The sequence below is a fragment of the Pseudomonas sp. B21-028 genome (genome assembly GCF_024749045.1).
Classification (GTDB): domain Bacteria; phylum Pseudomonadota; class Gammaproteobacteria; order Pseudomonadales; family Pseudomonadaceae; genus Aquipseudomonas.
This window is the reverse complement of the sequence record NZ_CP087184.1, coordinates 3,137,156-3,151,722: the sequence shown is the minus strand read 5'-3', so window position 1 is coordinate 3,151,722 and position 14,567 is coordinate 3,137,156. Positions and strand designations below refer to the sequence as shown.

The following is a 14,567-nucleotide window of genomic DNA, read 5'->3' as shown; positions in this document are numbered from 1 at the left end:
AATGAGCTTGAAAGTGTTCGTGCCGAGCTTGCTGGTCCTGGCGCTGAGTGCCTGCGCCGTGGGGCCGGACTACAAGGCACCGCAAACCGAGGCAGCGAATATCACTACCGCCACGGACGGCGCCGCCGGCCAGAAGAACTTCGACCGGGCACGTTTCGAAGGTGTCTGGTGGCAGCAGTTCGATGACCCGACCCTCAACGCGCTGGTGAGCCGTTCCCTGGAAGGCAACCGCGAGTTGCGCGTAGCCTTCGCCCGTCTGCGCGCGGCGCGGGCCATTCGCGACGACGCCAGCAATGATGCGATGCCGACCATCACCAGTCGCGTCAGCAGCAACCTGGGCAAAGGCCAGATTCCGGGACAGACCACCGACCGGGTCAATACCGAGCGCTACGACCTGGGCCTGGACATGGCTTGGGAAGTGGATCTGTTCGGGCGCATCCAGCGCAACCTGGAAGCCACCGACGCCGATCAGCAGGCGGCCGAGGCCGATCTCTATCAACTGCAGGTGACCATGATCGCCGAGTTGGTGGATGCCTACGGTCAACTGCGCGGCGCCCAGCTGCGGGAAAAAATCGCCCTGGCGAACCTTAGGAACCAGCAGGCGTCGCGCAAGATCACCGAAAGCCTGCGCGATGCCGGTGTGGGCGATCAGCTGGACGTGGTCCGTGCCGATGCACGCCTGGCCTCGGTAGAAGCCAGCGTGCCGCAGTTGCAGGCTGAACAGGTGCGTCAGCGCAACCGCATCGCCACTCTGCTGGGTGAGCGCCCGGACAAATTGAGCGTGGACCTGAGCCCCAAAGACCTGCCGGCCATTGCCAAGGCCTTGCCGATCGGCGACCCGGGGCAGTTGCTGCAACGTCGCCCGGACATTCTCAGCGCCGAACGTCAGTTGGCCGCGGCCACCGCGCGCATTGGCGTGGCCAAGGCCGACCTGTTTCCACGGGTCAGCTTGAGCGGCTTCCTTGGCTTTACCGCAGGGCGTGGTTCGCAGATCGGCTCCTCGGCGGCCAATGCCTGGGCGCTGGGCCCGAGCATTACCTGGGCGGCCTTTGACCTGGGCAGCGTGCGGGCTCGCCTGCGCGGTGCCAATGCCGAGGCCGATGGCGCCCTGGCGACTTATGAGCAGCAGGTACTACTGGCCCTGGAAGAATCGGAAAACGCCTTCAGCGATTACGGCAAACGCCAGCAACGGCTGATCTCGTTGATCCGCCAGAGCGAATCCAGCCGCGCCGCTGCCGACCTGGCCGAAATCCGCTACCGCGAAGGCACCGTGGATTTCCTCGTGCTGCTCGACGCCCAGCGCGAACGCCTGGCCGCCGAAGACACCCAGGCCCAGGCCGAAGTCGACCTTTATCGCGGCATCGTCGCGATCTACAAGGCCCTGGGCGGTGGCTGGCAGCCAGAAACCGTCGCCAGCAACTGACCAACCGTTCACACCGAGCCCCTTTGGTTGACCGCAATCAACCAGACCCTTGCCCCGCCTCCGCCCTGGATGCGGGGCTTTTTATCTCTCACCCGCGAGCCCCTGTGGGAGATTCTATGGTGCAGGGCTAGCCCCCTAGATGCATTTTGGTAGGTATTCGCTCTGGTTCTTCAACAGAGCGAATACCACTCGCGCAAGTTTGCGGGCCAGTGCTACCAGTGCTTGGGTTGTGCTAAGTCCTCGAGCCCTTAGGGCCTCATAAAATCCCCTCCACGCCGCGGTGCGGCTCGCCGACATCGCGGCGTTGTGCATCAAGCGACGCGCCTCTGGATCACCTCGTTTAGACAAGCAACGGCGCCCTTTCTTTTTCCCCGAGTCCGCTATGCGCAAATCCAAGCCCAGAAAAGCGATGAAAGCATCGGCATTCCTGAAGTCCCCACGCTGAAACGACGCGATTAAACGAGCACCACTCAACAAGCCGATGCCTTCGACTTTCATGCAACGCTTGAGCTGATGAGCCAAACCGGCTTGTTCCAACTGCGTCTGAATGGTTTTTTCGAGCAGGGTTTCCAGTCTTTGCATAGCGTTTATCTGGCTTTTGAAAGCCGCTTCGAGCAATGGCTCGTTCGCCCAGCTCTGCTTGAGGCTGACACGCGCCTGAACCAGAGCTGCGCGGCGCCGGAAAAGGCTTATAAGTCGGCAATAAAGGGGTGATGGCGGGACCCAAGGGTGCAACAGGTGGCCTTCGTTGTTTAAGTAGCGGGCCAGCAAGCGAGCATCCAGCGCATCTGTTTTCGCGCGAACTTTCACGCCCTTGCGGTAATGACTGAGCTCGTAACCGTCGATTATGTAGATCACACAACCTTGCGCATAGGCCAGATCGGCGAATTCCTGGTGATAGGTATTGGTCGCTTCAATGGCAACATCCACTGATGCGGGCAACGCCTTGAGCCATTTCTTGATCGCAGCTTTGGTATTGGGGATTGTTTCGAGCCGGTCAGATTCGGCGTGATAAATCACCAACTCATCCTTGGCGACATCGACACCTACGATTGGCTGGGTGATGGCGATGGGCATTGCCATTGAAAATCCTCCGGGCTAAGGTTTGAACACTTGAAGGGTTCACCCAGAGGCGCAGGCTTGTTCCTATCGTCGGTCTAGGCCAGAAGCATTCTTTATCGGCGCTTGGGTGAAAGGAGGAGGGGCGAAATCTCCCACGGTCTGTACTGCGGCTAACAGTCAGAATCGAGCCTTGTCCCTCCTCCTCCCTTCAAGTCCTACCATACAAGCGAGCCTGCTCGCGATGGCAGCGTGTCAGTCAATAGGGATGCCGACTGGCAGGGAGCTATCGCGAGCAGGCTCGCTCCCACCAGGTTCTTGCCACATTCCAGCAAGAGCAACCTGTACTCACAGGCCCTGCATACCTATTACAAGGTTTGACTCAGCCCCCCACCTGACCGAAGCTTGCGACACTTCAAGTTCCCGGTCATGGATTACCTGCATGCTCTCGTCTCGCCGCTATCTTCTGCTCAGCCTTGGGGTCGTCCTGATGATCGGTCTGGTTGCGTTGTGGCGGCACAGCAGCACCCCTCAGATCCCCGAGGCCGTCAAGCGCGGCTACAGTGAAGCCTTGGCACAGGCACGCAATGGGCTTCCAGGCGCGGCAAGAATGCTCTATCAGCAATTGGGGCGTCCGGATCTCTCGCCCAAGCGGCGTGTGTGGCTGCACGCCGAACTGCCGAACTACCCGAGCCCCCAGGCTCTGAAACTGGCGGATGCGGACCTGCACAACGAATCGCCGGATGTACGTCGGGCCGCCATCGCCAGCATTGTCGGGCTGGTGCCGACGGGACAGCGCAGCCTGCTGCTGGGGCCGTTGCTCGACGATGACGATCCCAGCGTGCGATTTGCCGCCGTGAACGCACTGCTGGGCCTGTCGCCGGATGACCTTGGTTTGTACTTCGGCGCCATGCAGCTGGCCATCGATACCTGGGAACAGCAGCTTCAGGACGGCCCGCAAACCACCGAGTCTTTCTATCAACTCGCCCGCTTGCACCTGCACAACGCCGAGCTGAAAAAGGCCCAGCAAGCCCTGGAGCAAGCCCTGCGCCTGCAGCCGGACAACCTGCCGGCAGTGGTCACGCAGATCGAAGTGCTCGACAAACAGGGTCAGGGCGAAGCCGCGCGACAGTTACTCGCCAAACAGTTGCAAAGCCAGCCGCAGTCAGCTTATCTGCAACATGCGCTGGGCATGTGGTTGCTGCAGCATGGCCAGAGCGAATACGCGGTGCTCGGCCTGGCAAAAGCCGTGGAACTCGAGCCAGACAATCGTCATTACCGTTACGACCTGGCAACCACCCTGCATGCCGAGCAAGAGCTGGAAGCCGCGCAGAAACAGTTGCAGGAAATTGTCCAGCGCTACCCCGCCGACCGCAAGGCGCGGGTACTGCTGATCAACTATTGGAAGGAAACCGGGCAACTGCAGAATGTGCAGATCCTGCTGGCGAAACTGGAGCAGCTGAACCCGGACGACCCGGCGTTGCAGCAAGGGTTGTAGAAAGCCCCGATCGCTCCAAAAGCTGTACAACTTCACAGGTTTTGTGCAGGAAGTGGAACCGCTATCACCGCCAAAGGTCAAGTATTCAGACACTTCAACCTGCTTTACTTCCCTGGCCATGAGGGGGCTATTTTTGTCTACATTGAACGAGTTGATCGACGCCAAAGCCGCCACCGGTATCGAAGGACTGGACAATATCCTCTCCGGTGGCTTGTCCCGCGGCCATGTGTTCCTGTTGGAAGGGGAACCCGGCACCGGCAAGACCACGGTCGCGTTGCATTTCCTGTTGGCCGGCGCCAAGGCCGGCGAGCGCTCGTTGTACATCACGCTGTCGGAAACCGAGCGTGAACTGCGCCAAGGCGCGACCTCCCACGGATGGACGCTGGACGAAAACATTCACATTTTCGAACTGACGCCGCCTGAAAGCCTGCTCAATGCCGAGCATCAGCAAAGTCTGCTGTATTCATCGGACCTGGAGCTTGGGGAAGCGACGCGGCAAATCTTCGAGGTGGTCGAACAGGTCAAGCCGACCCGGGTCGTACTCGACAGCCTGTCGGAGATCCGCCTGCTGGCACAGAGCTCCCTGCGCTATCGTCGGCAGATCCTGGCGATCAAGCATTACTTCGTGCGCTACGACGCCACCGTCCTGCTGCTCGATGACCTGACCACCGAATCCCTGGACAAGACCGTGCACAGTGTCGCCCACGGGGTGATTCGCCTCGAAGAGCTGACGCCCAATTATGGCGCCGAGCGGCGACGGATCCGGGTGGTCAAGTATCGCGGGCAAAAATACCGTGGCGGCTTCCACGACTTCACGATCATGGGGGACGGTCTTCATGTCTTCCCGCGCCTGGTGGCGGCCGAGCATCGCGGGCAATACCTGCGCAAACAACTGTCCAGTGGCATCGCGGAAATGGATGCCCTGCTGGGTGGCGGTATCGAGACGGGGTCCAGCACCTTGATCCTGGGGCCGGCCGGTACCGGGAAGTCGCTGATCTCGATGATTTTCGCCGCAGCCGCCGTGCATCGCGGCGAAAAGGCTGCCTTGTTCATTTTCGACGAAGAGCTGGGCCTGCTGTTCGAACGCATGAAAAATATCGGCATCGACCTGCAGGCGCTGCAAGGGACCGGAAACCTGTTGATCGAACAGGTGGACGCCGCCGAGTTGTCCCCCGGCGAGTTCTCCCACCGGGTACGTCGTTGCGTCGATGAAGGTGACATCAAGACCGTGGTGATCGACAGCATCAACGGCTATCAGGCCGCCATGCCGGAAGAAAACGCTCTGGTGCTGCACATGCACGAGCTGTTGCTGTACCTCAATCGCAAGGGAGCAGCGACCTTCATGACCGTTGCGCAACATGGCCTGGTAGGCGACATGCAGGCGCCGGTGGACATTACTTATCTGGCCGACACCGTGATTCTGTTGCGGTATTTCGAGGCGCTGGGTAAGGTCCGCCGGGCGATTTCCATCATCAAGAAGCGCACCGGCAGTCACGAATCGACGATCCGCGAGTACCGCATCAGCGGGCAAGGCATGACGATCGGTGAGCCACTCGAAGCCTTCCAGGGTGTCTTGCGTGGGGTACCGACCTATATGGGAGCGGACCATCCGCTGCTCAGGGATGAGCTCAAGTGATGTCGGTCGAGCCCCTGTCGGAGCGGGCACTGATCCTCGCGCCGCTGGGACGGGACAGCCAGATCGCCCTGATGATCCTGAATGAAGCCGGGTTCACCGGCCTCATTTGTCGCCACCTGGGGCAGTTGTGTGAGGAACTTGAACATGGCGCCGGCCTGTTGGTCATCTCGTCGGAAGCCTTGGTAGGTCCCGACCTGGAGACATTGTTCCAGCATATTGAACAGCAGCCGGCCTGGTCCGACCTGCCCATCGTCCTGCTGACCCATCATGGGGGTCCGGAACAGAACCCGGCGGCACGTATCGGCATGCAGCTGGGCAACGTAACGTTCCTGGAGCGCCCGTTCCATCCGGTGACCCTGGTCAGCCTGGTCACCACCGCCTTGCGCGGTCGACGAAGGCAATACGAGGCCCGGGAACGCCTGATCGATCTCAGCAACAGTGAGCTGCGCCTGCAAAATACCCTCGAAACCCTTGAACAGCAGGTAGAAGAGCGCACCGCTCAATTGCGCCACAATGAGGAAGCCCTGCGTCAATCGCAGAAAATGGAAGCGGTCGGCCAACTGACCGGCGGTATCGCCCACGACTTCAACAACATGTTGACCGGCATCATCGGCAGCCTCGAACTGCTGCGCAGGCGCCTGGCCCGGGGGCGCACCGAAGACCTGGACAGCCTGATCGACCTCGGCGTGACCTCAGCCAACCGAGCAGCCGGCCTGACCCATCGCCTGCTGGCTTTCTCCCGGCGCCAGTCGCTGGATTCCAAGGCCGTGCAGATGAACACGCTGGTGTTGTCCATGGGGGAGCTGTTGCAGCGCAGTCTCAACGAGAGCATCCGGCTGGACATGCAGCTGGACGAGGAGCTCTGGATTGCCGAGGCCGATCCCAATCAACTGGAAAGCGCCCTGCTCAACCTTGTGCTCAACGCACGCGATGCCATGCCGGAAGGCGGAATGCTGGTGGTGCGCACGTTCAACAAACATCTGGATGCCGGTTTCACCGACGCGTACACCAACCTGGAGCCCGGCGACTATGTGGTGCTGAGCGTGCAGGACAGCGGCTGCGGCATGCCCGAATCGGTCATCAATCGCGCATTCGATCCATTTTTCACTACCAAGCCCATCGGCCAGGGCACGGGGCTGGGCCTGTCGATGATCTATGGGTTCAGCAAGCAATCACGTGGCCATGTGGCCATCGACAGTGACGTTGGCAAAGGCACGACTGTCAGTCTTTATCTGCCGCGTTTCCTGGGCGAAGAAACACCCGAGTCGTTAATCGACAGCCAACATGCCGCCCCCGCGCACGCCGGCGAGACCGTGCTGATCGTCGAAGACGATCCGGCAGTGCGGGTACTGGTCAGCTCGGTACTGGGCGAACTGGGCTATACCTTCCTTGAAGCCAGCGATGCCAACGGTGCGGTGCCGATTCTTCAGTCAGGCCAGCGCATCGATCTGTTGATCAGCGACGTGGGCTTGCCGGGCATGAACGGCCGGCAACTGGCGGAAGTCGGCCGGCAGATCCGTCCGGACCTGCGGGTGCTGTTCATCACCGGCTACGCTGAGCATGCCGCGGTACGCGGCGGATTCCTCGACCCGGGCATGCAAATGATCACCAAGCCGTTCACGTTTGATCTGTTGACGGCCAAGGTCCGGGAGATGATCGGAGCCTGAACACACCCGGATCCCCTGTGGGAGCGAGCCTGCTCGCGATAGCGGTATATCTGCCTCAGAGATGTTGAATGTGCCGCCGCCTTCGCGGGCAAGCCCGCTCCCACAGGGCTTTGTGCCTACATAAAGCTGCATACGCCGCAGGACCTAGTGTGGGAGCGAGCCTGCTCGCGATAGCCGTATGTCTGCCTCAGAGATGTTGAATGTGCCGCCTTCGCGGGCAAGCCCGCTCCCACAGGGTTTTGTGGCCTACATAAAGCTGCATACGCCGCAGGACCTAGTGTGGGAGCGAGCCTGCTCGCGATAGCCGTATGTCTGCCTCAGAGATGTTGAATGTGCCGCCTTCGCGGGCAAGCTCGCTCCCACAGGGTTTTGTGGCCTACATAAAGCTGCATACGCCGCAGGACCCAGTGTGGGAGCGAGCCTACTCGCGATAGCGGTATATCTGCCTCAGAGATGTTGAATGTGCCGCCGTCATCGCGGGCAGGCTCGCTCCCGCAGGGGGCTGGGGTGAACTTAAAAGCCTCAGGACAACATCGAGCGCATGATGCCCTGCAATTCGTCCAGGTCGAACGGTTTGTCCAGGATCGGCGCCTGGCGGGTGATGGGGCTGTCGGTGTCGCGCACTTCCTGGGCGTAACCGCTGATGAAGATCACTTTCAGCTCAGGACGCAGCTTGACCGCAGGTTCGGCGATCTGCACCCCGGAAATGCCGCCCGGCAGGCGAAAGTCGGTAATCATCATGTCGAGGTGGGGTTTGCTTGCCAGGATTTCGAAGGCCTTTTCCCCGTTTTCGGCCTGCAGCACCCGATAGCCCGCCCCTGACAGGTAGGCGGACAATACCATCATGATTGACGGATCATCCTCGACCACCAGTACGACATCTTGCGCATCTTCACTCATGAGAAGCCTTCGTTCGATCAATAGCTGCTGATACGACCGTAGGGCCATTCAGAGGTTGCGTCAATGCGACGTTTTTTGAAAGGACAGCGCCCTGCAACGGCAGGCAAACGCGGAACAACGCGCCCTCGTTGATACGGCTGTTGACCGTGATGGTCCCGCCATGGGCGGTGACGATCTGCTCGGAAATGAATAAGCCCAACCCCAGACCGGAGGCGACCGCTTTAGAGGTCACCCGCTCGAACTGCTGGAAGATGCGTTTCTGGTTCTCCTCGCTGATACCGATGCCGTGGTCCTGGACCTCGATACAGGCATGCTCGGGCGTCTTGTAGACGCGCACATCGATCGGGCTCTTGCCCCCATAGCGCAACGCATTGGTCAGCAGGTTCGACACCACCTGCTCGATCCGAAACTCATCCCAGAGCCCTTCCACCGACGGCTCGGCGGTGTAGTTCAACGCGCATTCGGCAGCCAGCAACTGCGGCTGGAAATTGCGCAACAGGTTTTCCACCAGCGCCGACAGGTTGAAACGGGTCGGGCGGATGGACAACTTGCCGGTACGAATGCGCGACACATCCAGCATGTCCTCAATGAGTCGGATCAGGCTCTTGATCTGCCGCTCGTCGCGCTCGACCATCGCCTTCACCTTATCCAGGCTGAACGCCGCGGCATTGTCCCGGGCCAGGTGCATCTTGCGCAGTTGTGTTTCGAGAATCAGGCCGTTGAGAGGCGTGCGGACCTCGTGGGCGACAATCGACATGAAATCGTCGCGCATTCGCACCGCCTGCTCGAGTTCGCTGCGGGTGGCCTGCAATTGCTGAAGCAGCACTTCCTGTTCCCGCCGACTCCGCTCCAGGGCGATGACCTGCTCCTTCACCGCCCTCTTCTGGCGATGGAGTTCCACGAACACGTTGACCTTGCTCTTGACGGCATGGGTGTCCAATGGCTTGTGCAAGAAGTCCACCGCGCCGTTTTCATAGCCGGTAAAGGCATAGTTGCGCTCGCGGCCGGCGGCGCTGACAAAAATGATCGGAATGCTACGGGTCTTCTCCGTGCCCCGCATCAGCTCGGCCAGTTCGAAACCGTTCATGTCTGGCATCTGTACGTCGATGATGGCCAGGGCAAAGTCATGTTGCAGCAACAGGGAAAATGCCTGGTCAGCCGACTGAGCCTTGTAGACCTTGCGGTCGTCGCCCTTGATCAGGGCCTCCAGCGCCAACAGATTCTCCGGCAGATCATCGACGATCAGCAGTTTGGCTTGAATATCTCTTGGCATGTGGTTCATTCCAGCCCGGCCAACAATTGGCCGATGCCTTGCAAAGTGAGGATATGGTCGGGCTCGTGCAGGGCCAGCGCGGCTTCCGGCATGGTCGAAACCTGGGCTTCGGCGGGATCTTGGACGACGGTGATCCCGCCCAGTTCCTTGACCCTGGCCAAGCCCCGGGCGCCGTCGTCGTTGGCCCCGGTCAGCACGATGGCCAGCAGGTTCGGGCCATAGACGTCGGCGGCCGATTCGAACAGCACGTCAATGGACGGCCGCGAATGATGCACCGGCTCCTCCAGGCTCAACGACAGGCTGCGATCGGCCTCGACCGACAAATGGTAGCCTGGCGCAGCGACGTAAAGGGTACCGGGGCGAATGTCCTGTTTATCCTGAGCCTCTTGCACCGGTATCGCCAGACGGTGATCAAGGACCTGGGCCAACTGACTGTAGCGCTCGTCGGGTAGATGCAGCACCACCAGAATAGGCAAGCGAAAGCCTTTGCGCAGGTGCCCGAACAATCTGAGCAGCGCCTCCACGCCGCCGGCGGATGCACCGACGGCGATGACTTCCATTGCGGATCCGGATCTGTCCGTTGTCTGGTTCATAACTTGCGATAGATCCGTTCCTGTTTGACCAACGGCTCGAATTGCTTGCCGAACATCGAAAAGTCCAGCGTCTCCTTGCTGCCCAGCACCAGAAAACCACGGTGACACAGGGACTCATGAAACAGCCCGAACGCGCGATCTTGCAGCTTTTTATTGAAATATATCAATACATTACGACAAGAAATCAATTGAGTTTCTGAAAAGACGCTATCCGTCGCCAGGCTGTGATCGGCAAAGGTCACGTTCTCACGCAGGGTCTTGTCGAACATCGCATAATCGTAGGCGGCAGTGTAGTAATCGGCAAACGAGCATCGCCCCCCGGCCAACTGATAGTTCTGGGTATAGGCCCGTACGTTCTCCAGGGCAAAAATGCCCTGCTTGGCCTTCTCCAGCGACCTGGGATTGATGTCGGTGGCGTAGATGAGCGTGCGGTCCAGCAGGCCCTCTTCATGCAGCAGGATCGCCATGGAATAGACTTCCTCCCCCGTGCTGCAACCGGCGATCCAGATCTTGAGCGACGGATAGGTCTTGAGCAGCGGCACCACTTCCCGGCGAATGGCCAGGAAGTGCGAGGGGTCGCGGAACATCTCACTGACAGGGATCGTCAGCAGTTGCAGCAACTGCATGAACATGCCCGGGTCGTGCAGTACACGTTCCTGGAGCGCTGAGATGGTCCGGCATTCGAACTGGCTCAGCGCGTGGTGAACCCGGCGCTTGATGGACGCGCCGGAGTAATCCCTGAAATCGTAGCTGTACTTGAGGTAGATCGCGTCGATCAGCAAACGCAGTTCAATATCGGTGTCTCTTTCCACTAAATTCTTTCCATATTCGGCAACCACACGCGAATCAGCGAAAACAGGCGATCGAGGTCGATCGGTTTGGCCAGGTAGTCGTTGGAGCCGGCCGCGATGCAACGCTCCTGATCATCCTTCATGGCCTTGGCCGTCACGGCGATGATAGGCAGCTTGCGCCAGCGCGGGTCCTTGCGGATGCGCGCAGTGGCTTCGAAACCGTCCATTTCCGGCATCATCACGTCCATCAGCACCAGATCGATGTCTTCCACTTCATTGAGGCGCTCGATCGCTTCATAACCGTTACGGCCAATGACCACGATCGCCCCTTTTGCCTCCAGGGCGCTGGTCAATGCAAAGATGTTGCGCACATCGTCATCCACCAGCAGCACCTTGCGGCCCTCGAACACTTTGTCCCGGCTGCGGGCTGTCTTGAGCATCCGCTGCCTTTCATGGGACAAGCGGGATTCGACTTTGTGCAAAAAGAGTGTCACCTCGTCCAGCAAACGCTCTGGCGAGCGGGCGCCCTTGATGATGATCGAGCGCGAATACTTGCGCAGCTCGGCCTCCTCATCGCGGGTCAGGTTGCGCCCGGTGTAAACAATCACCGGCGGGAATGAACAGATCTCTTCGGTGGACATGCGCTTGAGCAGGTCATTGCCCAACATATCCGGCAACTTCAGGTCGATGACCATGCAGTCGTAGACGTTGGTCCGCAGCAGATCCAAGGCCTGCTGGGCCAGGCCAACGGCGGTGATCTCGATGTCCTCGTCGCCGATCAGGCGGGTAATACTGTCGCGCTGCAGATCATCGTCTTCCACCAGCAACACTCGCTTGACCTTTTGGGTCAGCTTGGCTTCCAGGCGGGCGAACACGTTCTTGAGCTCTTCACGGGTGGTCGGCTTGACCGCATAGCCGATGGCGCCCATGTGCATCGCGGCCTCGACGCGGTCTTCGACGGAAATCACATGCACCGGGATATGCCGGGTCGCGGCCTGCTCCTTGAGCCGCTGCAACACCGTCAGCCCGGAATGGTCCGGCAGGCGCATGTCCAGCAGGATTGCATCGGGGCTCAGTTGCGAGGCCAGGTCAAAGCCTTCGTCGGCGCCATGGGCCACCAGGCATTGGTAATCCAATTCATGGGCGAGGTCGAACAGGATCCGGGCGAACTTGGGCTCGTCTTCGATCACCAGGATGCAGCGGCCGTTGAATGGCGCCTTGTCCCGGTCGTCGGCGAAGCTGGCAATGGGCGGTTCTACCTGGGCGACCAGCGGTGCCGGTGCGGGCACCGGCGCATTGGTCACGGCGGCCGGCACAGTGGCCGTGGGCGTGAAGGTCCGCGGCTCCACCGGTGTCTCCCCAGGTTCGACATAACGCTCAGGCAACACCAGCGTGAACACACTGCCCTGCCCCGGCGCGCTGGAAACGGAGATCGAACCGCCCAGCAAGGTTGCCAGGTCCCGGGAGATCGACAGCCCCAGGCCGGTACCGCCGTAACGGCGATTGGTGGTGCCGTCGGCCTGGCGGAATGCCTCGAAGATGCTTTGCTGCTGCTCGGGGGAAATGCCGATGCCCGAATCCCGCACCATGAAGGCAATGCCTGAACCCGGCTGGCCGGCCACGGACAGGCTCACGGTGCCTTGCTCGGTGAACTTCACCGCGTTGGACAACAAGTTCTTGAGCACCTGTTCCAGGCGCTGGCGGTCGGTGTACAGCATCGCGGGTGCGTCGGGCAGCACCTGGACTTCGAAGCCCAGGCCCTTGTCGGCCGCCAGCGGCTTGAACAGGTCGCGCAAGCCTTCCACCAGGCGCGCCACGCCGGTGTTTTCCGGACGAACCTCCAGCTTGCCGGCCTCGACCTTGGAGATGTCGAGAATGTCATTGATCAGGTTCAGCAGATCGTTGCCGGCGGAGTAGATCGATTCGGCAAACTTGACCTGTTCCTCGCTCAGGTTGTTCTGCGGATTCTCCGCCAACAGCTTGGACAGGATCAGCGAACTGTTGAGCGGCGTGCGCAGCTCATGGGACATGTTGGCGAGAAACTCGGACTTGTACTTGCTCGAACGCTGCAACTCGTCGGCGCGTTCCTGCAACTGGAGCTGGGCCAGATTCAGCTCGTTGTTTTTCTGGTCCATGGCGTCGCGTTGCTCGGCCAGTTGCTCGTTGGTCTGTTCCAGTTCCTGCTGTTGAGCCTCCAGGTGGACCTGGGACTCCTTGAGAATGCGCGACTGCTCCTCAAGCTCTTCGTTGGCGGTCTTGAGCTCTTCCTGCTGGACCTGCAGTTCTTCGTTCAACTGCTGGGTTTCCGCCAGTACTTCCTGCAAGCGCTGCCGGTAACGAGCGGCCTCGATGGAAGTGCCGACGTTACCGGCAATCAGTTCCAGCAGCTCGAGATCGCGCTCGGTCAAGGGGCGCAGAAAGCCCAGTTCGATGACACCGTTGATCCGGTCGTCGTCGCTGGTCGGCACTACCACCACGCTGTTGGGCAAGCCCTGCCCCAGCCCGGAGCTGACCTTCAGGTAATCGTCAGGAACATGGTCCAGACGAATAAGACGCCCCTGCTGCACGGCCTGGCCGACGATGCCTTCGCCGGCGACGATCACTTGGTGCTGTTCATCGTCCTCCCGGGAAAGACCGTAGGTGGCGACGCGCCTGAGCATGCCGTTTTCCTCCCGCGCATACAGCGCAGCGACGACGGTGCCGAGATATTTGGCGCAGAACTGCAGGATGTTGCGCCCCAACAGGTTCAGGGTCAGCTGCCCCAGCACTTGCTCGGCCAGTTGGGTCTGGCCATTGCGTAGCCAGGCCTGTTTTTCCAGGTGCAAGGCACTCTCTTGCTGTATCCGCAGGCTGGCGCCGTAACTGTTGGACAGGCTCAACAGATCTCGCCGTCCGACATAGGCCAGCAATCCGCTGACAGCGGCAACGAACAGCAGGTAGAGGGTAATGCTCCAGATCGTGGTGGAGCGCACCTCTTCGTTGCGCGCGGTACGCAATTGCTCCTCGGTTTCGACAATGTCTTCAAAGGTCCTGCGGATTTCGTCCGTCAGCCGCTTGCCGCGCCCGGCCTTCACCGCGCCCCGATAATCGCCGCTGCTGCGTTGCAGGTCGATCATGCCCTGGGCGTAATTGGCCCAATCCGTCTGGAGCGCTTGCACCTTATGCAGGCGCTCGGTCTGGATGGGGTTATCGGCTGTCAATTCCAGCAATGTCTCAAGCGCGACGGCAATACGCGGCCTGGCGATCTCATAGGGGTCGAGGAAGTGCTCGTCCCCACTCAAGAGATAGCCGCGCATGCCGGTCTCCAGGTCCACATTCAGCTTGATGGCTTCGTTGGCATTACTGATCACCCGATCGCTGTGCCCGACCCACTGGATCACCGACAGCAGATACGTGATCAGCACAATGAAAAACACCGCGCTGAGGGCACCCATGCCCAACGGCAGGCTGATATTGCGGCTCATGAGCTTGCGAAAACTTTGCTCGTCAACCGAAGACGAAAGAGTCATGGAAAAGGCCTTGGCGAACAGTTGGAAACCATGGAGTTTGCCCGAAAGAGAAGGGTTGGATCCACATTTCTGACAAAGTCAAAGGTACGATTCCCACAACGATCTGCCCCGTAGCAAGAAAACGACTATCCTTGTCAGCTCTTGTACTATAGATCCTTTCTTGTACAGGATTGGGAACTTGTGCCGCCTCGCTACTTACTCATACATGAGGCCTTTTT

At 60.1% G+C, this 14,567-nt stretch carries 10 protein-coding genes; 4 read left to right on the top strand and 6 right to left on the bottom strand.

Annotated features, from left to right (window positions below; genetic code table 11):
* Position 1: 1 nt before the first annotated feature.
* On the top strand, positions 2 to 1,423 hold the full coding sequence (locus LOY35_RS13710) for an efflux transporter outer membrane subunit (RefSeq protein WP_258633602.1): 1,422 nt from the start codon (positions 2 to 4) through the stop codon (positions 1,421 to 1,423).
* 135 nt (positions 1,424 to 1,558) lie between these two features.
* Here LOY35_RS13710 and LOY35_RS13705 read toward each other — a convergent pair whose 3' ends face one another.
* The gene (locus LOY35_RS13705) at positions 1,559 to 2,506 is read right to left on the bottom strand and encodes an IS110 family transposase (protein WP_258633298.1); all 948 of its coding nucleotides are present in this window, start codon (positions 2,504 to 2,506) and stop codon (positions 1,559 to 1,561) included.
* A 418-nt stretch (positions 2,507 to 2,924) separates the two neighbouring features.
* Here LOY35_RS13705 and LOY35_RS13700 point away from each other — a divergent pair, with 418 nt between their 5' ends.
* The 3 genes from LOY35_RS13700 (at position 2,925) to LOY35_RS13690 (ending at position 7,283) form a co-directional block, all read left to right on the top strand.
* Positions 2,925 to 3,980, top strand: a complete 1,056-nt coding sequence (locus tag LOY35_RS13700; RefSeq protein WP_258633296.1) for a lipopolysaccharide assembly protein LapB — start codon at positions 2,925 to 2,927, stop codon at positions 3,978 to 3,980.
* Positions 3,981 to 4,113: 133 nt separating this feature from the next.
* Entirely contained in the window at positions 4,114 to 5,616 is a 1,503-nt protein-coding gene (locus LOY35_RS13695) for an ATPase domain-containing protein (RefSeq protein ID WP_258633294.1), read from the top strand.
* Positions 5,616 to 7,283: a response regulator gene (locus tag LOY35_RS13690; RefSeq protein ID WP_408981233.1), complete on the top strand. Its 1,668-nt coding sequence runs from the start codon at positions 5,616 to 5,618 to the stop codon at positions 7,281 to 7,283. Before LOY35_RS13695 ends, LOY35_RS13690 begins: the two co-directional genes overlap by 1 nt.
* A gap of 522 nt (positions 7,284 to 7,805) precedes the next feature.
* On the opposite strand, the gene LOY35_RS13685 is transcribed toward LOY35_RS13690, so the two are convergent.
* The 5 genes from LOY35_RS13685 to LOY35_RS13665 are packed head-to-tail and all read right to left on the bottom strand — an operon-like array spanning position 7,806 to position 14,349.
* Positions 7,806 to 8,183, bottom strand: coding sequence for a response regulator (locus LOY35_RS13685; RefSeq protein ID WP_258633291.1), 378 nt, complete (start codon positions 8,181 to 8,183; stop codon positions 7,806 to 7,808).
* On the bottom strand, positions 8,176 to 9,456 hold the full coding sequence (locus LOY35_RS13680; RefSeq protein ID WP_258633290.1) for a hybrid sensor histidine kinase/response regulator: 1,281 nt from the start codon (positions 9,454 to 9,456) through the stop codon (positions 8,176 to 8,178). The genes LOY35_RS13685 and LOY35_RS13680 overlap by 8 nt, the downstream gene beginning before the upstream one ends.
* A 5-nt stretch (positions 9,457 to 9,461) precedes the next feature.
* Positions 9,462 to 10,049, bottom strand: coding sequence for a chemotaxis protein CheB (locus tag LOY35_RS13675; RefSeq protein WP_258633288.1), 588 nt, complete (start codon positions 10,047 to 10,049; stop codon positions 9,462 to 9,464).
* Complete coding sequence (locus LOY35_RS13670; RefSeq protein WP_258633286.1) at positions 10,046 to 10,861, bottom strand: protein-glutamate O-methyltransferase CheR; 816 nt, start codon at positions 10,859 to 10,861, stop codon at positions 10,046 to 10,048. Before LOY35_RS13670 ends, LOY35_RS13675 begins: the two co-directional genes overlap by 4 nt.
* Positions 10,861 to 14,349, bottom strand: a complete 3,489-nt coding sequence (locus LOY35_RS13665; protein WP_258633284.1) for a response regulator — start codon at positions 14,347 to 14,349, stop codon at positions 10,861 to 10,863. The genes LOY35_RS13670 and LOY35_RS13665 overlap by 1 nt, the downstream gene beginning before the upstream one ends.
* Between the last annotated feature and the right edge of the window lie 218 nt (positions 14,350 to 14,567).